Source organism: Streptomyces angustmyceticus (assembly GCF_019933235.1).
GTDB lineage: Bacteria > Actinomycetota > Actinomycetes > Streptomycetales > Streptomycetaceae > Streptomyces > Streptomyces angustmyceticus.
In genome coordinates, this window is the sequence record NZ_CP082945.1 from 6332452 (window position 1) to 6358014 (window position 25563).

Below are 25563 nucleotides of genomic sequence, written 5' to 3' on the forward strand. Positions count from 1 at the left end.
CGTTGGTTCAGGCGACACACAGGAGGACGCGCCATGACGATCAAGGACACCCCCGAGGAGTGGACGGTCATCGCGTCCAGGACCCCGTTCACCGGGAACAAGACCAGCGTGCGCACCGACGAGGTCGTCATGCCGGACGGCAGCACCGTCACCCGCGACTACCAGGTCCACCCGGGTTCGGTGGCCGTCCTCGCCCTCGACGACGAGGACCGGGTGCTGGTGCTGCGCCAGTACCGCCACCCCGTGCGGCAGAAGCTGTGGGAGATCCCCGCCGGGCTGCTCGACGTCCCCGGGGAGAACCCGCTGCACGGGGCGCAGCGCGAGCTGTACGAGGAGGCCCACGTCAAGGCCGCCGACTGGCGGGTGCTGACCGATGTCTACACCACGCCCGGCGGCTGCGACGAGGCCGTACGGATCTTCCTCGCCCGGGGCCTCTCCGAGGCCGAGGGGGAGCGGTTCGAGGTCTCCGAGGAGGAGGCCGACATGGAGCTGGCCCGGGTACCGCACGACGAGCTGGTCCGCCTCGTCCTCGCCGGTGAGCTGCACAACAACTGCCTGGTCGTGGGCGTGCTGGCGCTGAGCGCCGCCCGCGGCGGCGCGGGCCTGGACGCGCTGCGGCCGGCCGACGCCCCGTGGCCGGCCCGCCCCTTCGAGGCCTGAGCCGCCGGGCCCGCCGCTCCGCCACCGGGAGCCGGTCGGATGATCGGCCGATCCGATCGGGTGACGCAACCGCCCCGCTCTGCAGGGGAGGTGACGGCCCGTGAACTACGCTCGGCAGCGTTCCGTCCCCGTGGCGGACGCATATGCGCAGGTGGACGGGAGCGTGACCGGTGACGGACCAGGCGGTGGGCGGGGGGCACCTCCCGCCCGGGATGGCGGAAGGGCCGGTCACGGCGGCACCCGGACAGCGGGCGCCGGGGCCCCGCGCGGACGGCGCCTCCGCCCGCCACTCCACCACCGGGTTCACCGGCCGCCGCCGCGAGCTCAAGGAGCTGCACGCCGACATCGCCCGGGCCGGTCTGGACACCCTCTCCGGCCGCAAGGGCACCCGCAGCCGGGTGCTGCTGATCGCCGGCCGCCCCGGCTCCGGCCGCACGGCCCTCGCCGAGGAACTGCTGCGGGAGCTGGCGGACGGCCACCCCGACGGCGTGCTGCGGGCCACGCTGACCGGGCCGGGCGGCGAACCGGCCGACACCGGCCGCACCGCGCGCGACCTGCTGGCCGCGCTCGGCGCCGACGCCCCGCCCGGCGCCGCCGAGGACGAGCTGGCCGAGCAGCTGCGCGAAGCCCTCGCCGGGCGCCGCGCGCTGCTCTTCCTGGACGACGCACCCGGCGCCGAACAGGTGGAACCGCTGCTCCCCGACGCCCCCGACTGCCTGGTCGTGGTGGTCTCGCAGGGGCCGCTGACCGGCATCCCCGACGTCCGGCCGTGCGCCCTGGGCGGCCTGGACAGCGCGGCCGGCGTCGAACTGCTCAGCCGCTACGCCGGGCCGACCCGGATCACCGTCGACCCGCGCACCGCCGACAGCGTCGCCGAGGAGTGCGGCGGCCAGCCCGCCGCGCTGGTGCTGGCCGGGGCCTGGCTCGCCGCCCGCCCCAAGTCCTCCGTCGCCGACCTGTACCAGGCGCTGCGCGCCGTCGACCTGCCCCCGGACCTGCCGACCGGCGCCCGCCCGCTGTTCCGCGCCTTCCGGCTCGCCCACGACGCGCTGCCGGCGCCCGCCGCCCGCATACTGCGGCTGATCACCCTGGCGCCGGGCGGTCTGGTGGACGCGCACATCGCCTCCGCCCTGGCCGGCTGCTCGGTGGCGGCGGCCGCCACGACGCTCGCCGACTTCACGGCGCTCGGCCTGCTGCGCCCGGTCGCCCCCGAGGACGACGAGGCCCCCGCCGCGGACGCCGGCACCGGCGCGCCCGACCCGGCCCTGCGCCCCCGGTACCGGCTGCCCGGCTGCCTCGACCCGCTGGCGCGCGAACTGCTGCGGGAACACGAGCGCCCCGCCGACATCCAGCTCGCCCGCGCCCGGATGCTGGAGCGGACCGTACGGCTGCTCCAGTCCTGCCGGGCGATGGGCGAACCGGCCGATTCCCCCGCCCGGGAGAAGGTCGACGGACTGCCGCGCTCGCTGCGCTTCTGCTCCCGGGGCGCCGCCGCGCACTGGCTGCGCAGCCGCCGCGGCGCGCTGCTCGACGCCGCCAGGATCGCCGTCGCGGACGGTGAACTCGACACCCTGGACCGGCGGTTGATGGCCGCGCTGACCCGGACCCTGCTCGTGCACCAGGGCCCCGAGGCCGCCGCGCCGGACCTCTACGCGCTGCACGGACTCGTCCTCCAGGTCGCCGAGCGGCGCGAGCTGCCGCGGGAGAAGGCGGCCGCCCTGCTGAACCTCGCGGACCTGGACGGGCAGGCCGGCCGCACCGCCCAGGCGCTGACCCGCTACCGGGGGGCGCTGGAGGCGGCCCGCTCGGTGCAGGACCCGGTCGCGACCGGGCGGGCACTGGAGTCGCTCGGCGGTACGTACACCGCGCTGGGCGACTGGCAGCGGGCCGCCGACTGGTACGGCCGGGCGCTGGAGCTACGGCTGGCCCGCGGCGAGAGCGGGGACGCGGCGCGGCTGCAGGGCCGGATCGGCGGGGCGCACACCTACGCGGGCCGGTGGGGCGAGGCGCTCAAGGCGTGGCGGGCGGCGGTCGGCACGTACCGCAGGACCGGCGACGTGGCGGGTCAGGCGCGGGCGACCGGCGAGGTGGCCCGGGTGCAGGAGTACGCGGGACGGCCCGAGGAGGCGCTGCGGACCTGCCTGGAGGCCCTCGGCATCGCCCGGAAGGCGGGCGACGGACGACTGGAGGCGGCACTGCAGCTACGGATTGCGGACACCCTCGACCGGCTCGGAGATCCGGCAGCCGCACGGCTCCATCGGGCCGTGGGGGAGCGACTCCTCGAAGATCACTCCGAGTGACCTGCGAAATCGGTAGTGCTTCTCGCGAGAATTAATGCTTTGCAAGGCTAGACAACGAGAGCTCCTTCAATAGACTGGCCGGGCCGCGTTCGGCGCGGTCAGTTCCGTCATGCAACGCATGAGGGGATAATTCCTCCTGCACCCTCTCTTTCAAGGACCGTGATCGACGTGAAGGTCGGCATCCCCCGCGAGGTCAAGAACAACGAGTTCCGCGTGGCCATCACGCCCGCCGGAGTCAACGAACTCGTCCGCCACGGCCACCAGGTCTTCATCGAGAAGGACGCCGGCGTCGGCTCCTCCATCCCGAACGAGGAGTACGTCTCCGCCGGTGCCACCATCCTGGACACCGCCGACGAGGTCTGGGGCACCGCTGACCTGCTGCTGAAGGTCAAGGAGCCGATCGCGGAGGAGTACCACCGCCTCCGCAAGGACCAGACGCTCTTCACCTACCTGCACCTGGCCGCCTCCCGGGAGTGCACCGACGCGCTGCTCGGGTCCGGCACCACCGCGATCGCCTACGAGACCGTCGAGACGGCCGGCCGCCAGCTGCCGCTGCTCGCCCCGATGTCCGAGGTCGCGGGCCGTATCGCCCCGCAGGTCGGCGCCTACCACCTGATGCGCCAGGCCGGCGGCCGCGGTGTGCTGCCCGGTGGTGTCCCCGGTGTCCACGCGGGCAAGGCCGTCATCATCGGCGGCGGCGTCTCGGGCTGGAACGCCCTGCAGATCGCCGTGGGCCTCGGCTTCCACGTCACCCTGCTCGACAAGGACATCAACAAGCTCCGCGAGGCCGACAAGATCTTCGGCACCAAGGTGCAGACGATCGTCTCCAACGCCTACGAGCTGGAGAAGGCCGTCGTCGAGGCCGACCTCGTCGTCGGCGCGGTCCTGATCCCCGGCGCCAAGGCCCCGAAGCTGGTCACCAACGAGCTCGTCGCCAAGATGAAGCCCGGAAGTGTTCTTGTCGACATCGCGATCGACCAGGGCGGCTGCTTCGAGGACTCCCGTCCCACCACGCACGCCGAGCCGACCTTCGCGGTCCACAACTCGGTCTTCTACTGCGTGGCCAACATGCCCGGCGCGGTGCCGAACACCTCCACCCACGCGCTCACCAACGCCACGCTGCCCTACATCGTGGAGCTGGCGAACCGCGGCTGGGTCGAGGCGCTGCGCCGTGACCCGGCGCTGGCCAAGGGCCTGAACACGCACGACGGCAAGGTCGTCTACGGCCCCGTCGCCGAGGCGCACGGCCTGGAGCACGTCGAACTGCGCACCCTCCTCGGCTGAGACGTCAACGACGCGCGTCAACGCTGCATATCCGGCCGGGCCTTGGCAACAAGGCCCGGCCGGTCGCATTGGGGGAGCACGGAAGCCCCTGTTCCGGAACGCCGGCCCCCAACTCGCCGCGAACGTGACCCTTTAGCCGTTTCGCGCACCCCGGAAACTTCGGTCCGATGCGACGTGCGCCCTTGACATCGGGGGTCCGGTTACCGACACATCGTGCCGGGTCCGGTGGATTGTGTTGCTGCGGACGCCCGACACGCCATAGAGTCGCCAACCGTCGGCATGGTGCCACGCTGACCTATCGATAAAGTTTCCTGGTCACATCCAAGGAGGTAAGACGACTTGTGAATGAGTCGACATTTACTCCCGGAGGTGGTCAACCAGGAGCGGTTGCAGGGGGCCAGGACCCCTCGGGGCGCGAGGCTGTCGGCTCCGTCGCGGTCCACACCTTCGCAGCCCACCAGAGCATTTCCACGACAGCCCACCAGAGCATGGACGGCCATCACGTGAACGCCATGGCCGGCGACCGGGGCAGTGGAGAACCCGCCCGTCTCGCCGACTACGACGACCTGCCCCAGGGGCACTTCTACGACCCGGACGCGGAGTACGAGCCGGACCCCGAATACGCCGCGACGCTCGCGCCGGACGCCGCGCGCCAGCGTCGGGAGCGCGTCGGCCCGACCGGACGCCCGCTCCCCTATTTCCCCATCCCGGGACCGCTGTCCGAGCACGGCCCCGCCAAGATCATCGCGATGTGCAACCAGAAGGGCGGGGTCGGCAAGACCACCTCGACCATCAACCTCGGTGCCGCGCTCGCCGAATACGGACGACGGGTGCTGCTCGTCGACTTCGACCCGCAGGGCGCCCTGTCGGTCGGACTCGGCGTCAACCCGATGGAGCTCGACCTGACCGTCTACAACCTGCTCATGGAGCGGGGCATGGCGGCCGACGAGGTGCTCCTGAAGACCGCGGTCCCCAACATGGACCTGCTGCCCAGCAACATCGACCTGTCCGCGGCAGAGGTGCAGTTGGTCAGCGAGGTCGCGCGCGAGTCGACCCTGCAGCGCGCCCTGAAGCCGCTGCTGGCCGACTACGACTACATCGTCATCGACTGCCAGCCCTCCCTCGGCCTGCTCACCGTCAACGCCCTGACGGCGGCTCACAAGGTCATCGTGCCGCTGGAGTGCGAGTTCTTCGCGCTGCGCGGTGTCGCGCTGCTCACCGAGACCATCGAGAAGGTCCAGGAGCGGCTCAACCCCGAGCTGGAGCTCGACGGCATCCTGGCGACGATGTACGACTCCCGCACGGTGCACAGCCGCGAGGTCCTGGCGCGGGTCGTCGAGGCCTTCGACGACCACGTCTACCACACCGTCATCGGCCGTACGGTCCGCTTCCCCGAGACCACCGTCGCGGGCGAGCCGATCACCACGTACGCCTCCAACTCCGTCGGCGCCGCCGCCTATCGCCAGCTCGCCAGGGAGGTGCTCGCCCGGTGTCACGCCGAGTGAGTCTGCCGGGAGCCGACGAACTGTTCCGTACCACCGGGGGAGTGGGGCTGCAGCCCTCCAGCCCCCGCCGCGCGGCGAACGGCTCCGCGGCAGGCGGCGAGGCGCCCCGGGTGCCCGCACCGGCCGGCGAGCCCGACACCGCGGAGGAGACGCCGGAGACGGCCACCGCCGTACGGCAGCGCCGGCCCGGGGCCCCCGGCGCCTGGGACGCCCCGGCGGCGACGGCCGGTGACGGCGGACCGGCCACGCCGCCGCGGGTGCCCGCCGTCGGGTCCCCCGCCGAGCACAGCGGCCGGGAGGGCGACGGCGACACCGCCAAGGGCCACCGGGCCGCGGCGGGCCAGGGCGGCCAGGCGGGTTCCGACGCGGCCGCGGCGGCCGCGCAGGCCGGCGGCCAGGGCCGCCGGCGCGGCGGCTCCCGCGGCGCCAACCGCCGCCCCAGCGGCCGGGAACGGCACGACGAGAAGATCACCGTCTATGTCTCCGCCGAGGAGCTCATGGACCTCGAACACGCGCGGCTGGTGCTGCGCGGCGAACACGGCCTCGCCGTGGACCGCGGCCGGATCGTCCGCGAGGCGGTCGCCGTCGTCCTCGCCGACCTGGAGTCGCGCGGCGACGCCAGCATCCTCGTGCGGCGGCTGCGGGGGCGCTGACGCCCGGCGCCCGCGCGGCCGGTCCGGTGCCCGTGGGACGCCGTTGTGACGGCCGCCCGCCGGGGCGGCGGAGATGTCCTGTGACGGTGGCCGCGGTGCGGAAACGTCACGCCGCGCGGGGCCGGCCGCGCCGGGTCGGCCATGGCACGGGCGCGGCGGGATAGCCTGCCTCCTCGGCGGGGTCTCCCGCCCCTGACCAGCCCGCCGCCCCCGGCGCGGGACCGCAGCACCATGGACCGCGATGCCGACGACCAACGACGACGCCCCCGCGCCCCGCGCCCGCAGACCTCTCGGGCGGGGGGCCGCCGCGGAGCCGGTGGCGCCGGATGAGCCCGCGGCACCGGTTCGGCCCGACGCGTCGGACGATACCGAGGCGACCGGGGCGGCAGGTGCGGCCGAGGCACCGGAGGCCGGCGACGCGCCCCCGGCAGCAGCCTCGGCTCCCGAGGAGGGCCCCGGCGGCTTCCCGGCCTCCGAGGCACCAGAGGCCGGCGACACGCCCCCGGAGCCCGGTGACGGGACGTTCACCCTCCGCCTGGACAACTTCGAGGGGCCCTTCGACCTCCTGCTGCAGTTGATCTCCAAGCACAAGCTGGACGTCACCGAGGTCGCGCTGTCGAAGGTGACCGACGAGTTCATGGCGCACATCCGGGCCATGGGGCCGGACTGGGATCTGGACCAGACCACCGAGTTCCTGGTCGTCGCGGCGACGCTGCTGGACCTGAAGGCGGCCCGGCTGCTGCCCGCGGCCGAGGTGGAGGACGAGGCGGACCTCGCGCTCCTGGAGGCCCGCGACCTGCTCTTCGCCCGGCTGCTGCAGTACCGCGCCTACAAGCGGATCGCGGACATCTTCAGCGGCCGGCTGGCGGACGAGGCCCGCCGCTATCCCCGTACGGTCGGGCTGGAGCCGTACCTCGCCGAGTTGCTGCCCGAGGTGGTCATCAGCACCGGAGCGGACGGGTTCGCCAGGCTCGCGGTGAAGGCGATGCAGCCCAAGGCCCGGCCGCAGGTCTATGTCGACCACATCCACGCGCCGCTGGTGAGCGTGCGGGAGCAGGCCGAGGTGGTGATGGCGCGGCTGCGGGAGGCGGGCGAGGCCGGCTTCCGCGAACTGTGCGCGGACGCGCCGGACACCCTGACCGTCGTGGCGCGCTTCCTGGCCCTGCTGGAGCTCTACCGGGAGCGGGTGGTGGTCCTGGAGCAGGAGGAGGCCCTGGGGGCGCTGCAGGTGCGCTGGACGGGCGCGGAGGGGGCCGAGCCGGTGGTCACGGACGAGTTCGACCGGGAGCCGGGGCCGCGGGACGACGCGGCGGAGCAGGGAGCAGACACGGCGAAGGAGCGGGCATGAGCGGCGTGGCCGACAGCGGGGCGTACGACATCACGGAGGCGGAGGCCGGCGCGGGCGAGGCCCCCGGGGAGCGGTCCGGCGCACCGGCCGGGGCGCTGGGCGTGGCCGAGCTGGCGCTGAAGCCCGCGCTGGAGGCCGTCTTGATGGTCGTCGACGAGCCCGCGACCGAGGAACACCTGGCCAGGGTGTTGCAGCGGCCCCGCCGTGCGGTCGCGCTGGCGCTGCGCGAGCTGTCCGACGACTACGCCCGCCAGGGCCGGGGCTTCGATCTGCGGCTGGTGGCCGGCGGCTGGCGGTTCTACTCCCGCGCCGCGTACGCGGACGCGGTGGAGAGCTTCGTCCTGGACGGGCAGCAGGCCCGGCTCACCCAGGCGGCTTTGGAGACTCTGGCCGTGGTCGCGTACCGTCAGCCGGTCAGCCGTTCCCGTGTCTCGGCCGTACGCGGCGTGAACTGTGACGGTGTGATGCGCACGCTCCTCCAGCGCGGCCTGGTGGAGGAGGCGGGGACGGAACCTGAAACAGGTGCGATCCTGTACAGGACGACGAACTACTTTCTGGAGCGGATGGGCCTGCGCGGCCTGGACGAGCTCCCTGAGCTCGCACCGTTCCTCCCCGAGGCGGACGCGGTCGAGGGCGATTCCCCGGAAGGTATCCCGTCGTTCGACGTAGACGACAGCGGCGACTCTCAGACGGATCATTGATGCGAAGCAGCGGCAGGAACAACGACAGCGGGCGGGGCAACTACCGCGGCGCGGGCAACAAGAGGGACGAGAAGCAGCAGCGCGCCGGCCGTCCCCGTCCCGAGGAGCGCCGCTACGACGTGGGCGGCCCCGGCGACCAGGGCGGAGGCAAGGACGGCCGCGGCGGCGCCAAGAGCGGTGGTCCCAAGAGCGGCGGCCCCAAGAGCGGCGGCAGCCGGGGCGCGGCGGCCCGCGGCGGCGCCAAGGGCGGTCCGCGCACCGGCGCGGCCTCCAAGGGGTCCCGCCCCGGTGCCAAGGGCGGCCCGCAGCGCGGCCGCGGCCAGGCGCCCGCGCGGCCCCGTGAGTACGACGCCCAGGTGGAGGAGCGCAACCGCGCCCGCCACAACAAGCCGCAGGTCAAGACGCCCAAGACGTTCGGCGACCAGGAGGGCGAGCGCCTGCAGAAGGTGCTGGCCAGGGCCGGTATGGGCTCGCGGCGGGCCTGCGAGGAGCTGATCGAGCAGGCGCGGGTCGAGGTCAACGGCCAGATCGTCATGGAGCAGGGCGTCCGGGTCGACCCCGAGAAGGACGAGATCAAGGTCGACGGCCTGACGGTCGCCACCCAGTCGTACCTCTTCTTCGCGCTGAACAAGCCGGCCGGTGTGGTCTCCACCATGGAGGACCCCGACGGCCGCCAGTGCCTGGGCGACTACGTCACCAACCGGGAGACGCGGCTGTTCCACGTCGGCCGGCTGGACACCGAGACCGAGGGCATCATCCTGCTCACCAACCACGGCGAGCTGGCCCACCGTCTGACGCACCCGCGCTACGGCGTCAAGAAGACCTACCTGGCCGCGATCCAGGGCCCCCTCCCGCGCGACCTGGGCAAGCAGCTCAAGGACGGCATCCAGCTGGAGGACGGCTACGCCCGCGCCGACCACTTCCGGGTCGTGGAGAACACCGGCAAGAACTACCTCGTCGAGGTCACGCTCCACGAGGGCCGCAAGCACATCGTGCGCCGGATGCTGGCGGAGGCCGGTTTCCCCGTCGACAAGCTGGTCCGTACGAGCTTCGGCCCGATCGCCCTGGGTGACCAGAAGTCGGGCTGGCTGCGCCGGATGACCAACACCGAGGTCGGCATGCTGATGCGCGAGGTCGAGCTCTAGACCCGCCGCCGTCTCCGGCGGGCCCGCAGGACGGGAAACGCCTTGCGGGCCCGCCCGGCCACCCCTTAATGTCACTGCGACATTAAGGGGTGGTTTTCCATGCTGTCCACGGGGGTCACGGGGACCGTCGCCGACTCCGACCCGATCGCCTGCCTCACCGGCGCCTTCGCGGGTGCCCACCTGGGGGCCGGCGCCCGGCCCGAGGAGTGGGCGGCCCGTATCGAGTACCGCGGCGAACTGCCGGCACTGGGGGAGGTCCGGGATGCGTGAGAACCCGGTAGCCGGTGAAACGGTCAGCGCGCGGGAGGCCGTCCTGCGCGCGGCCGGGCTGCCCGCCGTCGACCTGGGGGCCGTGGTCGCCGGACAGGACGATCCGCTGGTCTTCGCGACGGTATCGGGCGCGCACCTGTACGGCTTCCCGTCCCGGGACTCCGACGTCGACCTGCGCGGCGCCCACCTCCTGCCGGCTGCCGCCCTCCTCGGGCTGCACGAGCCGGAGGAGACCCGGACCCGGATGTGGGAGCAGGGCCGCACCGAGCTGGACCTGGTCTCGCACGACCTGCGCAAGTTCGCCCGGCTTCTGCTCCGGCGCAACGGCTACGTCCTGGAGCAGCTGGTCTCGCCCCTGGTCGTGCACACCACAGCCGTGCACGACGAGCTGCTCGCGCTGGTGCCGGACCTGCTCACCTCCCACCACGCCCACCACTACCGGGGCTTCGCCGGGACCCAGTGGCGGCTGTTCGAGAAGACCGGCGAGCTGAAGCCGCTGCTGTACACGCTGCGGGTGCTGCTCACCGGCATCCACCTCATGGACAGCGGCCGGGTCCAGCCCCATCTGCCCACGCTGGCGGACGAGTTGGCCGCGCCCGCCTACATACCGGAGCTGATCGCGGCCAAGGAGGAGGCCGAACACGGCACGGCAGGCGGCGTGGCCGGCCCGGAGCGGCTGCGCAGGGACGTCGAGGCGCTGCACGCCCGGCTGGACGCCGCGCAGGACGCGACGGCCCTGCCGGACGCTCCCGGTGCCCACGAGGCGCTGCACGACCTCCTCGTCCGCGTCAGGACGGCCGGCACCTCAGCCCAGCGCTGAGGCGCGCCGGGCCCGGAACAGGAAGTCGGCCACCCGGCCCCGGTCCGGCTCGGCCGGCAGCGGTGAGCCGGACACCGCGGCCTCGGCCTCCTCGGCCAGCCGCGCCATCCGGCGCTCCACCGTCTCCCAGGCCACCTCGCCGCGCCGGACCGCCAGCAGCTCCTCCCGGTCCGGGCCGACGTCCAGGGTGAGCCGGCCGGTGCGGAGCAGATCGCGGGAGGAGGCCAGCAGCCGCAGCAGGTGCATGGCGTGCTTCCAGCGGGGCGCGCCGTGCTGGCGCACGTCCGCCCGCAGCTGCTTGAGCTGGCCGCCGGCGTAGCCCGCGAAGGTGCGGTGGGCCTGCCGGGACAGGAAGGCGTCGCGCAGCGCGAGCAGCTCCCGGCCGGTGGCGTCGACCCGCTCCACCAGCGGGGAGTGCAGGCACTCCAGGATGGTGGGGTTGGCACGCAGCGCCAGGTGGCAGAACCGCTCCAGCTCCCAGGAGAACTCCTCCTCGCGCGGCCCCTCCACATGGGTCGGGGGCTTCTCGAATCCCCAGAACAGCGGGGTGGGGGCGAGGAAGACCCCGCGCCGGTCGGTGTCACTGGTCTCCGTGGCCAGACCGAAGGCGCGCGAGCCCATCACACAGGCGTAGACGGTGTGCTCGGCGACCAGGGTGTGACCTTCGGCGGCTTCGGACATGGCGGCGATTGTCGCTGGCGGGACGGCGAATGTCACCAGGTTTCCGGGGCGGAATGCCGCACTCCGGAAGCCGTGTCACCGTCGGTGGGCGGCCGGTCGCGGCGCCCGGAGAGTCCGCCGTCGTCCCGCGCGGCCGTCCCGCCGTACGGCCTGCGCGTACGGATTGCCGGTGCGGCTGGTTACGCTGATCAGTGCGCGCACAGATGCGTGACGTGACGCGGCACAGGACGCAGGGGAGCAGTGACGTGGCGGTACGAGCGGTCCGCGGGGCCGTCCAGCTGGAGCGGGACGACGCGGAGCACATGCAGGAGCAGGTCGGCGAGCTGCTCACCGCCCTCCTCGAACGCAACGGCCTCCGGGCGGACGACCTGATCAGCGTGTGGTTCACCGCCACCCCCGATCTCCACAGCGACTTCCCGGCCGCCGCCGCGCGCGCCCTGGGCATCACCGACGTCCCGCTGATCTGCGCCCAGGAGCTGGACATCACCGGCGCCATGGAGCGCGTGGTGCGGGTGCTCGCCCACGTCGAGACCGATCTGTCCAAGGCCGGGATCGCCCACGTCTACCTCGGCGCCGCCGGGGCGCTGCGAAAGGACATCGCGCAGTGAGGACCGCACTCGTCATCGGAACGGGCCTGATCGGCACCTCCGCCGCCCTCGCGCTGCAGGGGCGGGGCGTCCAGGTCTTCCTGGAGGACCACGACCAGGCCCAGGCCCGGACGGCCGCCGCGCTGGGCGCCGGCACCGCCGAGCCGCCCCCGGAGGCGGTCGACCTGGCCATCGTGGCCGTGCCGCCGGCCCATGTCGCGGCGGCGCTGGCCGGTGCCATCCGGCGCGGGGCGGCCCGCGCCTACATCGACGTCGCCAGCGTCAAGGGAGGCCCGCGCCGCGAGCTGGAGGCCATGGGCTGCGCGCTGACCGGCTACCTCGGCACCCACCCGATGGCCGGCAAGGAGCGCTCCGGCCCGCTGGCCGCCACCGCCGACCTCTTCGAAGGCCGGCCCTGGGTGCTCACCCCGACCCGCGACGGCGACACCGAGGTGCTCAACCTCGCCCTGGAGCTGGTCGCCCTGTGCCGGGCCGTCCCGGTGGTGATGGACGCCGACGCGCACGACCGCGCCGTCGCCCTGGTCTCGCACACCCCGCAGCTGGTCTCCAGCCTCGTCGCGGCCCGCCTCAAGGGCGCCGACGAGACCGCCGTGCGCCTCTGCGGCCAGGGCATCCGGGATGTGACGCGGATCGCGGCCTCCGATCCGGCGATGTGGATCGACATCCTCGCCGCCAATCCGGGCCCGGTCGCCGATGTGCTGGGCGAGATCGCCGCCGACCTGGACGAGACGGTCCGCTCGCTGCGCGCCCTGGAGTCCGCCGACGACGCGAAGCGCGGCAGCGGCGCCGGCGGCATCGAGGACGTGCTCCGCCGCGGCAACGCCGGGCGCGAGCGGGTGCCCGGCAAGCACGGCGCCGCCCCGGCCACCTACGAGATCGTCGCCGTGCACATCGGCGACCAGCCCGGCGAGCTGGCCCGGATCTTCGCCGACGCCGGCCGGGCCGGGGTCAATATCGAGGACGTCCGCATCGAGCACGCCACCGGCCAGCAGGCGGGCTTCATCCAGCTCATGGTGGAGCCGCAGGCCGTGCCGGGGCTGATCGCCGAGCTGCGGGAGCGGGGCTGGTCCATCCGGCAGTGACACCGTGGACGGCGCCGTGCGGGTGAGCCAGTAACCTTGTCCGAGGCCCTTATGGCCCTTGGACCCCCGCCCCGTGTAACAAGAAAGGTGTTCGTCACCGTGGAAACCGCCGCCCGGACCGCCCCGGCAGCAGTGATTGTCGCCATCGACGGCCCCGCAGGCACGGGCAAGTCCAGCACGTCCAAGGCCGTGGCCGCCAAGCTGGGCCTCGGCTACCTCGACACCGGCGCCCAGTACCGCGCGATCACGTGGTGGATGCTGAGCAACGGCATCGACGTCAACGACGCCACCGCGGTGGCCGACGCCTCCGCCAAGCCCGTGATCGTCTCCGGCACCGACCCGGCCGCCCCGACCATCACGGTCGACGGCCTGGACGCCGCGGGCCCGATCCGCACCCAGGAGGTCACCTCCGCGGTCAGCGCCGTCAGCGCCGTGCCCGAGGTCCGGACCCTGATCACCGATCTGCAGCGCAGCATCGCCGCCGAGGCGCCCGACGGCATCGTCGTCGAGGGCCGGGACATCGGCATCACCGTCCTGCCCGACGCCGACCTCAAGGTCTTCCTGACCGCCTCCCCCGAGGCGCGGGCGGCCCGCCGCAGCGGCGAGCTCAAGGGCAAGGAGGCCAGTGACCTGGCCGCCACCCGCGAGGCGCTGATCAAGCGGGACGCCGCCGACTCCGGCCGCAAGACCTCCCCGCTGGCCAAGGCGGACGACGCCGTCGAGGTCGACACCACCGAGCTCACGCTGGAGCAGGTCATCGAGTGCGTGGTCACCCTCATCGAGGGCGCCGGCGCCGAGAAGGCAGGGCGGGTCGCCCGGTGACCGACAGCGGCGGGGCCCCGAGCGAGGCGGGCGCCGCGGTCGGCCGGCGGATCGGCATCGGTCTGATGTACGGGCTGTGGCGCCCGCGGGTGCTGGGCGCCTGGCGGGTGCCGTCGGCCGGGCCGGTGATCCTCGCGGTCAACCACTCGCACGGCATCGACGGCCCGATGCTGATGGGCACCGCGCCGCGGCCGGTGCACTTCCTGATCAAGAAGGAAGCCTTCGTCGGCCCGCTGGACCCGTTCCTGCGGGGCATCGGGCAGCTGAAGGTGGACCGCGACACCACCGACCGCAAGGCGATCACCGACGCCCTCGGGGTGCTGGACCAGGGCGGCGTGCTGGGGATCTTCCCGGAAGGCACCCGCGGCGAGGGCGACTTCGCCTCCCTGCGGGCGGGCCTGGCGTACTTCGCGGTGCGCTCCGGCGCCCCGGTGGTGCCGGTGGCGGTGCTCGGCGGCAAGGACGGGCGAAGCCGGCTGTCGTCGGCCGTGCCGCCGCTGCGCTCCCGCGTGGACGTCGTCTTCGGTGACGGGTTCCAGGCAGGGGACGGCAGCGGACGGCGCACCCGTAAGGCGCTCGACGAGGCGACCGTACGGATCCAGGAGCGGCTGACCGCCCACCTGGCAGAGGCCAGGCGCCTGACCGGGCGCTGAACCAGACTTGAGCCGGTGGGCCGCGGACGAGCGGCCCACCGGCCACGAGGACCACGCGGCGGTAGCCGCACATTGAATGCGTGAGGAACGGACTTCATGAACGACCAGATCCCTACCGGCGACGAGCACGGTGCGCTTGGCGACGCCGAGTACGCGGAGTTCATGGAGCTCGCCGCAGAGGAGGGCTTCGATCTCGAGGAGGTCGGGGGCGACATCGCCGCGGCCGGCCACGGCCCGCTGCCCGTCCTCGCCGTCATCGGCCGCCCCAACGTCGGCAAGTCGACCCTGGTGAACCGCATCATCGGCCGCCGCGAGGCGGTCGTCGAGGACCGGCCGGGCGTCACCCGCGACCGCGTCACGTACGAGGCCGACTGGAACGGCCGCCGCTTCAAGGTCGTCGACACCGGCGGCTGGGAGCAGGACGTCCTCGGCATCGACGCATCCGTGGCGATGCAGGCCGAGTTCGCCATCGAGGCGGCCGACGCGGTGGTCTTCGTCGTCGACGCCAAGGTCGGTGCCACCGACACCGACGAGGCCGTCGTCAAGCTGCTGCGCCGGGCCGGCAAGCCCGTCGTCCTGGTCGCCAACAAGGTCGACGGCCCGTCCGGCGAGGCCGACGCCGCCATGCTGTGGTCGCTGGGCCTGGGCGAGCCCTACCCGGTCTCCGCGCTGCATGGCCGGGGCACCGGCGACATGCTCGACGCCGCCCTGGACGCCCTGCCCGAGGCCCCCGCGCAGACCTTCGGCACCGCGCTGGGCGGCCCCCGCCGCATCGCGCTGATCGGCCGCCCGAACGTCGGCAAGTCGTCGCTGCTGAACAAGGTCGCCGGCGAGGAGCGGGTGGTCGTCAACGAGATCGCCGGCACCACCCGCGACCCGGTCGACGAGATGATCGAACTGGGCGGCAAGACCTGGAAGTTCGTGGACACCGCCGGCATCCGCCGCCGGGTGCACCTCCAGGAGGGCGCCGACTACTACGCCTCGCTGCGCACCGCGGCGGCCGTCGAGAAGGCCGAGGTCGCCGTCGTCCTGATCGACGCGTCCGAGTCCATCAGCGTCCAGGACCAGCGCATCGTGACGATGGCCGTGGAGGCCGGACGCGCCCTGGTCATCGCCTACAACAAGTGGGACACCCTCGACGAGGAGCGCCGCTTCTACCTGGAGCGGGAGATCGAGCGGGACCTCGTGCAGATCCCCTGGGCGATGCGGGTGAACGTCTCCGCGCGCACCGGCCGCCACATGGAGAAGCTGGTCCCGGCGATCGAGACCGCGCTGGCCGGCTGGGAGACCCGGATCCCCACCGGGCGGCTGAACGCCTTCCTCGGCGAGATCGTCGCCTCCCACCCGCACCCGATCCGCGGCGGCAAGCAGCCCCGCATCCTCTTCGGCACCCAGGCGGGCACCAAGCCTCCGCGCTTCGTCCTGTTCGCCTCCGGCTTCCTGGAGGCCGGCTACCGCCGCTTCGTCGAGCGGCGGCTGCGCGAGGAGTTCGGCTTCGACGGCACGCCGATCCACATCTCGGTGCGGGTGCGCGAGAAGCGCAGCAAGAAGAAGTAGCGGCGGCCCCGGGCCGCGCGGACGGATCAGTGTCCGTGCGGCCGGGTGTCCCGCCGCGCCGGCGGCAGCGCCGCCGGAACATGGCCCCGCGGGTGGTACGACGGGCGGCTCACGACCTCCCAGTGGCCCGCGGGACCCGCCGCGCGGCTCCAACTCCCGCTGCCGCGCAGCGACTCCGGGAGCTCCGGCTCGTCCGTACGGTCCCCGGGCAGGGCCCGGAAGGCGCGGCGGTACTCGGCGTACAGCGCGTCGTAGATCGGCGTGGCCGCGGCGTGGTCCGTGGGCTGCGCCGTCCGGTGTTCGTAGGACGGGCGCATGCCGGGGATCGGGGGGCTGTACGGGGCGCGGGCGGAGGGGTCGTATGCGTGCACGTATGTGCCAACGACCCCGGTGGCCGCGGGATGCGGCTTTCGTGCGGAAATGGCTGATCGCGAGGGCATGACCGTCCGGATCGGCGGTCCTGCCCCCGCGATCGGGTGCCGGGGACGGTCAGGTGCCGGCCAGCGGCATCTCCGCGGCGACCAGGGCGCCCTTGGCCGCGGCGTTCTCCAGCGCCTCCCGCATCAGGTCCTCGCGGGGCTGGTGGCCGATGGAGCCCGCGGGCGCCGCGTACATCAGCACCGACTGCGCCTTGTTGGCGGCGGCGCGCCAGCCGTCGGAGACGGCCAGCGGCTGGTGGGCCTGCCACCAGGCGGCCTGCTGGCCGGCGGCGCCCGGCTGCAGGACGGCGTGCAGCTTGCCCATGGCCAGCAGCGCGGACCAGCCCGGGTTCGGGGCCGGGAGCTGGTTCATGTCCGTCACCGGCTGGAAGCCCTGCTCCAGGAGCAGCGGGAGGAACGCGTCGTCCGGCCCGGCCGAGCCGGGGCGGGCGATCGGGCCGTCCGGCTCGACCACCAGGGCCGGGCGCAGGTCGTTCTCGACCAGCACCAGGCCGCAGGTGATCCCGAGGGTGGCCTGGCGCGGGGCGGTGGGGAGCGGGACGGCCGGGGCGGGGTTCTGGGGGGCGGCGTCCTCTCCGGTGATGGAGCGCACGGCTCCCTGGAGCTGCTCCTCCGACACCGGGACGACCTGCGAGGGGATGCAGGTGGCGTGGGCGAACGCGAGCACCGCGGTCTCCTCGCCCACGAACAGGACGGTGCTGGTGCGCTCCTGCTCGCTGTCGCCGGGGGTCCGGCAGGAGGTGCAGTCGTAGCTGCCGGGGGCGTCGCCACCGGCCAGCAGGCGGTCGGCTTCTTCGTCGCCGATCTCGGCGCGAACGTCGTCGCTGACGTCGAGCATGCGCGGCACGGGTGGCTCCTCGATCTCTGTGCGTCAGCCGGGTGGTCTCCCGGCTCGTACCAGGACAACGGGTGACCTGCGGCAGGAGTCACGCGAGGGCGGGAACAGAATCGAACCAATCCCCGCACAGCGGAAATCCATGGAAAGCCGCCCCAGAAGCGGTCACATAACGCCAACTCTTGCGCAGAACCTGCTGCAGTCGGCGGTGTTCCGTACACCGGACCGGGTGGGTGCGGGGGCCCGCGGGCGTGGCGCGCTGGTCAGCGCCCGGCGGCTGCTTACCGTCACCGGCTATGTCGGACAACTCTTCGGCGCCTCGGCGCTTCGTGGGATCCGTCGGGCTGCTCACCGCGGCCGCCGCCCTCGTGCTGTGCCTGCCCGGCGACGCCGTCGCCGACGGGGCGGGCGGCGACGGCGGCGGGGGCAAGGGCGCGCACGCCTGCGCCGCCGACCAGTGGCCCTGGGGCTGCCTCGCCGAGTGCGAGAGCAGCGGGGACTGGCACGTCAACACCGGCAACACCTTCTACGGCGGGCTGCAGTTCTGGCAGCCCACCTGGGAGGCCTTCGGCGGCCTCGACTTCGCGGAGCGGGCCGACCTCGCCAGCCGCGGCGAGCAGATCAAGATCGCGAAGCGGGTGCAGGCCGCCCAGGGATGGGGCGCCTGGCCCGAGTGCGCCCAGCGCTACGGGCTGATCCCGCCCGCCCGGACCCATGTCGTACGGCGCGGGGAGACGCTCGGCGAGATCGCCGAGAAGTACCACGTGAAGGGCGGCTGGCGGGCGCTGTACAGCGCCAACCGCTCGACCATCGGACCGGACCCCCGCAAGCTGCCGGTCGGCATCAAGCTGCGGCTCCCGCGGAAGGCGAAGGCGCACTCCCGGCCGGAGAGCGACGACTGACGGTCGGACGGCGGGAGCCCGGCCGGGCCCGGACGGCGGCCGTCCCGCGCCCCGGTCCGGCCCGGCGCAGGGCCTGGTCACGCGGTGCGGACCGAGGGGATTTCGGCCCGGAGGGTTCCCCGGCCCGGCTTCCGATGACCTAACTTTTGCGGAACAACTTGGCGAAAGGCCCAACCAGGAACCCTGATTCGCGGTCCTACCGGTCGGCAGGGGGCCGCGTCGCGCCAACGGGAGGGGGGTGCGACGCGGCCCACGGGGAGACCACGACCGGAAGACCAGGGGACACGGGGACGGATGCACATCTCATTCCTGATACACAATGCCTACGGCATCGGGGGGACGATCAGGACGACGTTCAACCTCGCGCGCACGCTCGCCGAGCAGCACGAGGTCGAGATCGTGTCGGTGCTGCGCCACCGCGACGACCCGGTCTTCGACCTCGGTCCGCGGGTCGCCCTGCGGCACCTGGTGGACCTCAGGGAGAACAGCCCCGGCTACGAGGGCGCGGACCCCGCGCACGCCCGCCCCGCCAGGATATTCCCCGCCGCCGAGAACCGGTTCGGCCAGTACAGCGAGCTGACCGACCGCCGGATAGCCCAGCACCTGCGCCGGCTGGAGACCGACGTGGTGGTCGGCACCCGGCCCGGACTCAATGTGCACATCGCCAAGCAGGCGCGCCGCGGCCCGGTCCGGATAGGCCAGGAGCACCTCACCCTCGACACCCACAGCCGGGCGCTCAAACTGGCGCTGCGCAGCGCCTATCCGCGCCTCGACGCGGTCACCACCGTCACCGAGGCCGACGCCCGCACCTACCGCAGGACGCTGCGGCTGCCCGGAGTGCGCGTCGAGGCGGTGCCCAACAGCGTGCCGGAGCCCGCTCTCGCACCCGCCGACGGCAGCGGCAAGTGGGTCGTCGCGGCCGGCCGGCTCGCCCGCGTCAAGCGTTACGACGTCCTCATCCGCGCCTTCGCCCACGTCGCCGCCGAGCGGCCCGACTGGCGGCTGCGGATCTACGGCGGCGGCGCGGAGAAGGCCGCGCTGCGCGCCCTGATCGACGAACTCGGCCTGTACAACCACGTCTTCCTGATGGGTCCGGCCAACCCCCTGGAGCCCGAGTGGGCCAAGGGCTCGATCGCGGCGGTCTCCTCCAGCCTGGAGTCCTTCGGGATGACGATCGTCGAGGCCATGCGCTGCGGGCTGCCGGTGGTCGCCACCAACTGCCCGCACGGGCCCGGCGAGATCATCGACGACGGGGTGGACGGCCGGCTGGTGCCGGTCGGCAACCCGGAGGCGCTGGCCGGCTCGCTGCTCGCGCTGATCAACGACGACGCCGCCCGCAAGCGGATGGGCGAGGCCGCGCTGGTCTCGTCGGCCCGCTTCGACCCGGCCGCGGTCGCCGGACGCTACGAGGAGCTCTTCGGCGAGCTGCTCGCCCGCGGGCGGGGCAACCGGCTGCGCGGCAGCCTGCATCGCGCCCGGGGAGCCCTGCTCGGCGGCGCGTACGCCACCAAGGACGCGGCCCGCGCCGCACTGAGAGGGGTGCGGACGGTATGACCGCGCCGAGCCGACTGACGGTCACCGGAGACGAGATGAAGGAGTCCTCCGCCATCGATCCAGAACCCATGGTTCCGGCGCGCGCGGGAACCGACCGCCCCGAGCGGGCGGCCGAACCGGCCGGGGCGGCGCCGGTGGAGCTGAGGGCCGACTGCATCGCCGACTCCGCCGGCGGCCTCACCTTCGACCTGAACGCCCCTCAGGAGACCCCGGGCGCCTGGAGCGCGGCGCTGGTGCTGCGGCTGCGCGGCGGCGACGGCGCGGACGACGAGGTGCGGCTGCCGCTCGGGCCGAACGGCGCCGGGCGCCTGCGCGCCGTGCTGCCCAGCACCGTCCCCCTCGCCGAGGGCCGCTGGAACGCCTACGCCGACCTCGGCGACGGCCAGGACCCGCGGCGCCTGCTGCCGGGCCTCAACGACCTGCGGTCGCTGGTGGACCGCCGGCCGCTGGCGGGCATCGGCCGGCTCGGGGTGCGCATCCCGTACGCGACCAAGTTCGGCAACCTCGCGCTGCGCAGCTGGCGGCGCGGTCCGCACGCCGAGGCCGGTGACATCCTCGTCGCGCCCGACGGCATGACGGTCTCCGGCCGGCTCTACGGCGCCGCGCCGGGCGCCGGTGCCCGCGCCGAGGCCCGTGCGCGCCGCGATGCGGCCTCGACGGACGCCGCGCCGGCCACCGTCACCGTCCCGCTGACCGTGGAGGGCACGGAGTTCACCTTCACCCTGCCCTACGAGGAGCTGGCCGCCCGCTGGGAGCAGGGCAGCGAGCCCTGGGACCTGTGGCTGCGCCCCGCCGAGGGCGCCCGGCCGGTGCGCCTGGCCCGCCTCCTGGACGACGTCGCCGACAAGAAGCAGGTCTTCAGCTACCCGGCGCTGCCGGTGCCCTCCGGCACCGGGCGGCTCCGGGTCGGTCCGTACTACACGCTCGACAACGACCTGGCCGTACGGGTCGCGGGCCCCGCCGAGGACTGACGGGCCCCGTCCGCGGTCCGCCCGCGGTCCTCGTGACGTATCGAGGACCGCGGCTGTCCGCAAGGGCTGCGAGACTCGGACCATGTTGGAGACCTCGGCACGTCTGCTGCGTCTGCTCTCCCTGCTGCAGGCCCACCGCGAGTGGTCCGGCGCGGAGCTCGCCGACCGGCTCGACGTCACCCCGCGCACGGTGCGCCGGGACATCGACCGGCTGCGCGAGCTGGGCTATCCGGTCCACTCGGCGCCGGGCACCGCCGGCGGCTACCGCCTCGGGGCCGGCGCCGCACTCCCGCCGCTGCTGCTGGACGACGAGGAGGCGGTGGCGGTCGCGGTCGGGCTGCGCACCGCGGCGGCGGGCGGGGTCGAGGGCATCGAGGAGTCCTCGGTGCGGGCGCTGGCGAAGCTGGAACAGGTGCTGCCACACCGGCTGCGGCGCCAGGTCGGTGCGCTGAACGCCTTCACCGTCCCGCTGCCCGGCGGCGGGCCGCGGGTGGACCCGAACGTCCTCACCGAACTCGCGCACGCCTGCCGGGACCGCCACCGGATCCGCTTCGACTACACCGCCCACGACGGCACGGTCTCCCGCCGCATCGTGGAACCGCACCGCCTGGTCAGCGCCCGGCGCACCTGGTACCTCGTCGCCTGGGACACCGACCGCGGGGACTGGCGCACCTACCGGGCCGACCGCCTCACCCCCACCCCGCCGCACGGGCCGCGCTTCACGCCCCGCCCGCCACCGGCCGAGGACCTCGCCGAGTACGTCGCCCGGGGCATCTCCACCCGGGTCTACGCCCGGCGGGCCACCGTGCTGCTGCACGCCCCGCTGGAGCGTGCCGCGGAGCGCATCGGCCCGGCCGCCGGAACCCTCGAAGCAGTCGACGAGCGGACCTGCCTGCTGCGGACCGGGGCGCACAGCCTGGAGCTGATGGTGCTCCACATCGTGCTGACGGGCTTCGACTTCGAGGTCCGTGAGCCGCCGGAGCTGCTCGACCGCGTCCGGGAGGTCAGGGACCGGCTGTCCCGGGCACTGGCGGCGCCGCCACCGGCTGCTTCCCCACCTCCGGATGGTGCAGATCGAACGCGGGGGACTCGGAACGGATCCTCGGCAGGGTCGTGAAGTTGTGCCGGGGCGGCGGCGAGGAGGTCGCCCACTCCAGGGAGCGGCCGAACCCCCAGGGGTCGTCGCCGGCGGTCCTGGTGCCGTGCCGGGTGGTCCGCCAGACGTTGTAGAGGAACGGCAGCGTGGACAGGCCGAGCAGGAAGGAGCCGACGGTGGAGAGGGTGTTCAGGGCCGTGAAGCCGTCGGCGGCCAGATAGTCGGCGTAGCGTCGCGGCATGCCTTCCACGCCCAGCCAGTGCTGGACGAGGAAGGTGGTGTGGAAGCCGACGAACAGTGTCCAGAAGTGGATCTTTCCCAGCCGTTCGTCGAGCAGCTTGCCGGTGAATTTCGGCCACCAGAAGTAGAAGCCCGCGTACGTGGCGAAGACGACCGTCCCGAAGACGACGTAGTGGAAGTGGCCGACGACGAAGTAGGAGTCGGTGACGTGGAAGTCCAGCGGCGGTGAGGCGAGGATGACGCCGGTCAGCCCGCCGAACAGAAAGCTCACCAGGAACCCGATCGACCACAGCATCGGCGTCTCGAAGGACACCGAGCCGTGCCACATGGTGCCGATCCAGTTGAAGAACTTCACCCCGGTCGGCGCCGCGATCAGGAACGACATGATGGAGAAGAACGGCAGCAGCACCGCCCCCGTCACGAACATGTGGTGCGCCCAGACCATCACCGACAGGGCCGTGATGGCCATCGTCGCGCCGATGAGCATCACATAGCCGAAGATCGGCTTGCGGGAGAAGACCGGGATGATCTCCGTGATGATGCCGAAGAACGGCAGCGCGATGATGTAGACCTCGGGATGGCCGAAGAACCAGAACAGGTGCTGCCACAGCAGCGCACCGCCCCACTGCGCCTCGAACACCACCGACCCGAACTGCCGGTCCGCCTCCAGCACCAGCAGCGCCGCCGCCAGGACGGGGAACGCCATCAGGACCAGGATCGAGGTGAAGAGGATGTTCCAGGTGAACACCGGCATCCGGAACATCGTCATCCCGGGCGCGCGGAGCACGAGGATCGTGGTGATGAAGTTGACGGCACCGAGGATGGTGCCGAAGCCGGCCAGCGCCAGCCCCATGATCCACATATCGGCGCCGACGCCGGGGGAGCGGACCATCGAGTTCAGCGGTGCGTAGGCCGTCCACCCGAAGGCCGGGCCGCCGAAGGGCGTGAGGAAGCTGCCCAGCACGATCAGGCCGCCGAAGAGGAACAGCCAGTACGAGAGCATGTTCAGCCGCGGGAAGGCCACGTCCGGCGAGCCGATCTGCAGCGGCATGATCTCGTTGGCGAAACCGGCGAAGGCGGGGGTGGCGAACAGCAGCAGCATGATCGTGCCGTGCATCGTCACCGCCTGGTTGAACTCCTCCGCGTCGATGATCTGCAGCCCTGGCCGGGCCAGTTCGGCGCGCATCACCATCGCGAGCAGCCCGCCCACCAGGAAGAAGCCGAACGCGGTGATCAGGTAGAGATGCCCGATCTTCTTGTGGTCGGTGGTCGTCAGCCAGTCGACCAGCACCGCCCCGCGGCGCCGGGCCCCCGGGGGCCGGAGAGCGGCCCGGTCGGTGTCCGTAACCATCCGCTGCACCTCGTTCGTCGAAGGTGTACTGGGGCCCGGCACATGATGCTCGCGCGGACGGCGCGGAGCGAGGTGGCGCTCCGGTCCGTTCCGGTGGGATCGGGCGGGGCCGGCGGAGCGGCCGGCGGGCGGGCCGGAGCGGCCGCCGGGACCGGCAAGCCGGGCGATGTGCGGAAAATGTGTGCGGAGTGTGGCGCGTGGGACAAATTCCCGGCGGCCGATAAGGGCACCGGGTAAAGGGAATCCGCCGTTTACGGAGGATTGTTTTCGGACGGCCCGCCGCGAGGTGCCGGGCAAACGCTCCCGTTTCGCATTCGATCAAGGTGGAATTCCGGCCGGGCAAAATTCCACCCGGATGCGCGATCGCACGGCGCGTAAGGGTGACGGAAGTTCCGGCAAACGCACCGGTGTCGGCTGTGACACAAGTGTGACCAACGCCGGACCGGGTGGTCACCGGGGTGTGCGAGGGCCGCCCTTCCGCGGGCCGCCGGGGGCGCCTACGGTGGCTGTCATGGACGTACCGAACCTTCCCGACAACCCCCAGGACGACATCGACGCGTATGTCGGCCTCGCCCAGCAGGACGCCGAGGAGCAGGCCAGGGGGCGTGGCTGGACGACCGTCCGCGCGCTGCCGCCGGGCGCGATCGTCACCATGGAGTACCTGGCCGGCCGGATCAACTTCGAGGTCGAGGACGGCACGGTGCACCGCACCTGGCAGGGCTGAGCGCCGCACCGACGACGAAGGACCCGCCCGCTCCCCGGGGAGCGGGCGGGTCCTTCGTCGCGGGGTGGGGTGTGCGTACCGGCCCCGCCGCCTGTGGTGGGCTCAGCCGCTCGCGTTGCGGCCGCGCCCGGACGTCGGGCTCAGCGGAATGGTGCGCGGCATCCGGTCCGCGTGCGGCGGCCGCCGGCTGCCGGCCGGTGCGGCCGGGGCGCGCTCCGAGCGGATGGTGTACGGGCGCGACGGGTGGTGCGGCCAGCCGTCCGGGGTATGGGCGGCGGACCGGCCGCCGGTGCCCGCGGAGATCGGTTCGCGGACGAGCACCTCGCCGTCGGGGGCGATGCGCTGCCGGGAGACGCCGGGGGCCAGTGAGCCGACCGGCAGCGGGCCGCGCAGCGAATCGGGGCGCAGCCGCAGCCAGAGCCGCAGCAGGATGCCCATGAGGCGGTCCTCGAACCAGGTGATCCCGGGCTCCAGCCACGGCATCGCCAGCAGCACCAGCAGTCCGGCCGCCCAGCCGAGCAGCACGTCGCTGACCCAGTGGGTGCCGAGGTAGACGGTGGTCATGCCGACGCCCAGCGCGCCCAGCGCGGCGATCACCGACAGCGTCCGGCGGCGCAGCGAGGTGGTCGCCAGGTAGGCCAGCACACCCCAGGTCACCACGGCGTTCGCGGTGTGGCCCGAGGGGAATATGTCGCCGCCGAGCCCCATCTCGTTGGCGCCGACCACGGTCGCGTAGTGCGGGCCGAGCCGGCCCATGCCGAGCTTGGCGGCGCCCACGGTGATGTTCAGCAGCAGCAGCGAGGCGCCGAGCACCAGCAGCGGGTGGAGGTTGCGCTGGCGCCAGCAGCGCCAGCCCAGCCAGGCCGCCACCGCCACCGCGGTCGGTCCGCGCTGCCCCAGTACAACGAAGTAGTCGAGGAAGGCATGGATCTCGGGCCATTGCTTGTACGGCCTGAAGAACATGACTTGCCAGTCGAACGTGACCAGCCATGAAGTGGCGAGCACCCCGGCCACGATCGCGAGATACACCGCCAGCGTGCCCCAGAACAGCCACATGCGGGTCCGGGTCATGCTGGGCGGTCGGACGCGATCGGTCGGGCGCTCCTCCATCTGGTCGAGCTTGTCATCGGTACGCACTCAATCGACGTTACCGCGTGTGATGTAGGTGCTTGGTCAAACTGTGCGCTTTGTAATGACGATGTGATGTGGAATGTGTCTCAATCGGGGCTTCGTTACAAGGATTTGGAAGAGAATTCCCGGCGATTCCCAAACGCTTCCCCGGGCCCGCGTGTCGTCACCCTGAGCGCCTTATCTGCTTTTCGCCGGCAGAGTTTATCCGGCCGTCGCCCGGGGGCCGCTCG

Annotated in this window: 24 protein-coding genes and 1 pseudogene; 20 read left to right on the forward strand and 5 right to left on the reverse strand. The window is 73.1% G+C overall.

Features of this window, described 5'->3' with window-relative positions; genetic code table 11:
- The first annotated feature begins 33 nt into the window (after positions 1–33).
- The 10 genes and pseudogenes from K7396_RS28240 (at position 34) to K7396_RS28285 (ending at position 10686) form a co-directional block, all read left to right on the forward strand.
- Positions 34–660 (forward strand): NUDIX domain-containing protein, encoded by a 627-nt coding sequence (locus K7396_RS28240; protein WP_086720147.1) that lies wholly within the window; start codon positions 34–36, stop codon positions 658–660.
- A 170-nt stretch (positions 661–830) separates the two neighbouring features.
- Positions 831–2960 carry a tetratricopeptide repeat protein gene (locus K7396_RS28245; RefSeq protein ID WP_223660222.1) on the forward strand — a complete coding sequence of 710 codons (2130 nt, stop codon included), beginning with the start codon at positions 831–833 and terminating at the stop codon, positions 2958–2960.
- 168 nt (positions 2961–3128) lie between these two features.
- Positions 3129–4244, forward strand: a complete 1116-nt coding sequence (gene ald / locus K7396_RS28250) for an alanine dehydrogenase (protein ID WP_086719364.1) — start codon at positions 3129–3131, stop codon at positions 4242–4244.
- Positions 4245–4732: 488 nt separating this feature from the next.
- Positions 4733–5749 carry a ParA family protein gene (locus tag K7396_RS28255; protein WP_350250154.1) on the forward strand — a complete coding sequence of 339 codons (1017 nt, stop codon included), beginning with the start codon at positions 4733–4735 and terminating at the stop codon, positions 5747–5749.
- Positions 5734–6402: a hypothetical protein gene (locus K7396_RS28260; protein WP_174887001.1), complete on the forward strand. Its 669-nt coding sequence runs from the start codon at positions 5734–5736 to the stop codon at positions 6400–6402. The genes K7396_RS28255 and K7396_RS28260 overlap by 16 nt, the downstream gene beginning before the upstream one ends.
- A gap of 241 nt (positions 6403–6643) precedes the next feature.
- Positions 6644–7750 (forward strand): segregation and condensation protein A, encoded by a 1107-nt coding sequence (locus tag K7396_RS28265; RefSeq protein ID WP_086719353.1) that lies wholly within the window; start codon positions 6644–6646, stop codon positions 7748–7750.
- The gene (gene scpB, locus K7396_RS28270; RefSeq protein ID WP_086719354.1) at positions 7747–8451 is read left to right on the forward strand and encodes an SMC-Scp complex subunit ScpB; all 705 of its coding nucleotides are present in this window, start codon (positions 7747–7749) and stop codon (positions 8449–8451) included. Before K7396_RS28265 ends, scpB begins: the two co-directional genes overlap by 4 nt.
- Entirely contained in the window at positions 8451–9596 is a 1146-nt protein-coding gene (locus K7396_RS28275; protein WP_086719355.1) for a pseudouridine synthase, read from the forward strand. Before scpB ends, K7396_RS28275 begins: the two co-directional genes overlap by 1 nt.
- Before the next feature lie 123 nt (positions 9597–9719).
- Positions 9720–9866, forward strand: a pseudogene (locus tag K7396_RS28280) (ADP-ribosylglycohydrolase family protein); the annotation flags it as partial.
- Positions 9859–10686: a nucleotidyltransferase domain-containing protein gene (locus K7396_RS28285; protein ID WP_086719356.1), complete on the forward strand. Its 828-nt coding sequence runs from the start codon at positions 9859–9861 to the stop codon at positions 10684–10686. The pseudogene K7396_RS28280 and the gene K7396_RS28285, both read left to right, overlap by 8 nt.
- Here K7396_RS28285 and K7396_RS28290 read toward each other — a convergent pair.
- On the reverse strand, positions 10672–11367 hold the full coding sequence (locus tag K7396_RS28290; protein ID WP_086719357.1) for a nucleotidyltransferase domain-containing protein: 696 nt from the start codon (positions 11365–11367) through the stop codon (positions 10672–10674). The two genes, K7396_RS28285 and K7396_RS28290, sit on opposite strands and share 15 nt — an antisense overlap.
- A 245-nt stretch (positions 11368–11612) precedes the next feature.
- On the opposite strand from K7396_RS28290, the gene aroH reads away from it, so the two are divergent.
- The 5 genes from aroH to der all read left to right on the forward strand — a co-directional run bounded on the left by aroH (position 11613) and on the right by der (position 16089).
- Positions 11613–11975, forward strand: coding sequence for a chorismate mutase (aroH, locus tag K7396_RS28295; protein ID WP_086719358.1), 363 nt, complete (start codon positions 11613–11615; stop codon positions 11973–11975).
- On the forward strand, positions 11972–13057 hold the full coding sequence (locus K7396_RS28300; protein WP_086719359.1) for a prephenate dehydrogenase: 1086 nt from the start codon (positions 11972–11974) through the stop codon (positions 13055–13057). The genes aroH and K7396_RS28300 overlap by 4 nt, the downstream gene beginning before the upstream one ends.
- An 87-nt stretch (positions 13058–13144) precedes the next feature.
- The gene (gene cmk, locus K7396_RS28305) at positions 13145–13879 is read left to right on the forward strand and encodes a (d)CMP kinase (protein WP_086719360.1); all 735 of its coding nucleotides are present in this window, start codon (positions 13145–13147) and stop codon (positions 13877–13879) included.
- Positions 13876–14532, forward strand: coding sequence for a lysophospholipid acyltransferase family protein (locus K7396_RS28310; RefSeq protein ID WP_086719361.1), 657 nt, complete (start codon positions 13876–13878; stop codon positions 14530–14532). The genes cmk and K7396_RS28310 overlap by 4 nt, the downstream gene beginning before the upstream one ends.
- Before the next feature lie 96 nt (positions 14533–14628).
- Positions 14629–16089 carry a ribosome biogenesis GTPase Der gene (der, locus tag K7396_RS28315; RefSeq protein WP_086719362.1) on the forward strand — a complete coding sequence of 487 codons (1461 nt, stop codon included), beginning with the start codon at positions 14629–14631 and terminating at the stop codon, positions 16087–16089.
- A 26-nt stretch (positions 16090–16115) separates the two neighbouring features.
- On the opposite strand, the gene K7396_RS28320 is transcribed toward der, so the two are convergent.
- Complete coding sequence (locus K7396_RS28320) at positions 16116–16460, reverse strand: hypothetical protein (RefSeq protein ID WP_223660223.1); 345 nt, start codon at positions 16458–16460, stop codon at positions 16116–16118.
- Positions 16461–16578: 118 nt separating this feature from the next.
- Positions 16579–17376: a hypothetical protein gene (locus tag K7396_RS28325; RefSeq protein ID WP_152105026.1), complete on the reverse strand. Its 798-nt coding sequence runs from the start codon at positions 17374–17376 to the stop codon at positions 16579–16581.
- A 284-nt stretch (positions 17377–17660) separates the two neighbouring features.
- Between K7396_RS28325 and K7396_RS28330 the strand changes: the two genes are divergently transcribed.
- The 4 genes from K7396_RS28330 (at position 17661) to K7396_RS28345 (ending at position 21908) form a co-directional block, all read left to right on the forward strand.
- On the forward strand, positions 17661–18266 hold the full coding sequence (locus K7396_RS28330; RefSeq protein ID WP_086719876.1) for a LysM peptidoglycan-binding domain-containing protein: 606 nt from the start codon (positions 17661–17663) through the stop codon (positions 18264–18266).
- Positions 18267–18560: 294 nt separating this feature from the next.
- Positions 18561–19820 carry a glycosyltransferase family 4 protein gene (locus K7396_RS28335; protein ID WP_086719877.1) on the forward strand — a complete coding sequence of 420 codons (1260 nt, stop codon included), beginning with the start codon at positions 18561–18563 and terminating at the stop codon, positions 19818–19820.
- Positions 19817–20791, forward strand: coding sequence for a hypothetical protein (locus K7396_RS28340; protein ID WP_086719878.1), 975 nt, complete (start codon positions 19817–19819; stop codon positions 20789–20791). Before K7396_RS28335 ends, K7396_RS28340 begins: the two co-directional genes overlap by 4 nt.
- 82 nt (positions 20792–20873) lie before the next feature.
- Positions 20874–21908: a helix-turn-helix transcriptional regulator gene (locus K7396_RS28345; protein ID WP_086719880.1), complete on the forward strand. Its 1035-nt coding sequence runs from the start codon at positions 20874–20876 to the stop codon at positions 21906–21908.
- Here K7396_RS28345 and ctaD read toward each other — a convergent pair.
- Positions 21796–23478 carry an aa3-type cytochrome oxidase subunit I gene (ctaD, locus tag K7396_RS28350; RefSeq protein WP_086719881.1) on the reverse strand — a complete coding sequence of 561 codons (1683 nt, stop codon included), beginning with the start codon at positions 23476–23478 and terminating at the stop codon, positions 21796–21798. The two genes, K7396_RS28345 and ctaD, sit on opposite strands and share 113 nt — an antisense overlap.
- Before the next feature lie 511 nt (positions 23479–23989).
- Here ctaD and K7396_RS28355 point away from each other — a divergent pair.
- Entirely contained in the window at positions 23990–24202 is a 213-nt protein-coding gene (locus tag K7396_RS28355; RefSeq protein WP_086719883.1) for an I78 family peptidase inhibitor, read from the forward strand.
- Between the two features lie 102 nt (positions 24203–24304).
- On the opposite strand, the gene K7396_RS28360 is transcribed toward K7396_RS28355, so the two are convergent.
- Positions 24305–25339, reverse strand: coding sequence for a phosphatase PAP2 family protein (locus K7396_RS28360; RefSeq protein ID WP_086719884.1), 1035 nt, complete (start codon positions 25337–25339; stop codon positions 24305–24307).
- Positions 25340–25563 lie beyond the last annotated feature (224 nt).

What these genes read in the sequence shown, in the direction of transcription:
- ctaD (WP_086719881.1), bottom strand. Translation starts at nt 23,478, where the DNA reads ATGGTTACGGACACCGACCGGGCCGCTCTCCGGCCCCCGGGGGCCCGG.
- K7396_RS28345 (WP_086719880.1), top strand. Translation starts at nt 20,874, where the DNA reads ATGTTGGAGACCTCGGCACGTCTGCTGCGTCTGCTCTCCCTGCTGCAG.
- der (WP_086719362.1), top strand. Translation starts at nt 14,629, where the DNA reads ATGAACGACCAGATCCCTACCGGCGACGAGCACGGTGCGCTTGGCGAC.
- K7396_RS28330 (WP_086719876.1), top strand. Translation starts at nt 17,661, where the DNA reads ATGTCGGACAACTCTTCGGCGCCTCGGCGCTTCGTGGGATCCGTCGGG.
- K7396_RS28265 (WP_086719353.1), top strand. Translation starts at nt 6,644, where the DNA reads ATGCCGACGACCAACGACGACGCCCCCGCGCCCCGCGCCCGCAGACCT.
- K7396_RS28275 (WP_086719355.1), top strand. Translation starts at nt 8,451, where the DNA reads ATGCGAAGCAGCGGCAGGAACAACGACAGCGGGCGGGGCAACTACCGC.
- K7396_RS28255 (WP_350250154.1), top strand. Translation starts at nt 4,733, where the DNA reads ATGGACGGCCATCACGTGAACGCCATGGCCGGCGACCGGGGCAGTGGA.
- K7396_RS28335 (WP_086719877.1), top strand. Translation starts at nt 18,561, where the DNA reads ATGCACATCTCATTCCTGATACACAATGCCTACGGCATCGGGGGGACG.
- K7396_RS28355 (WP_086719883.1), top strand. Translation starts at nt 23,990, where the DNA reads ATGGACGTACCGAACCTTCCCGACAACCCCCAGGACGACATCGACGCG.
- K7396_RS28285 (WP_086719356.1), top strand. Translation starts at nt 9,859, where the DNA reads ATGCGTGAGAACCCGGTAGCCGGTGAAACGGTCAGCGCGCGGGAGGCC.
- K7396_RS28290 (WP_086719357.1), bottom strand. Translation starts at nt 11,367, where the DNA reads ATGTCCGAAGCCGCCGAAGGTCACACCCTGGTCGCCGAGCACACCGTC.
- K7396_RS28340 (WP_086719878.1), top strand. Translation starts at nt 19,817, where the DNA reads ATGACCGCGCCGAGCCGACTGACGGTCACCGGAGACGAGATGAAGGAG.
- scpB (WP_086719354.1), top strand. Translation starts at nt 7,747, where the DNA reads ATGAGCGGCGTGGCCGACAGCGGGGCGTACGACATCACGGAGGCGGAG.
- K7396_RS28240 (WP_086720147.1), top strand. Translation starts at nt 34, where the DNA reads ATGACGATCAAGGACACCCCCGAGGAGTGGACGGTCATCGCGTCCAGG.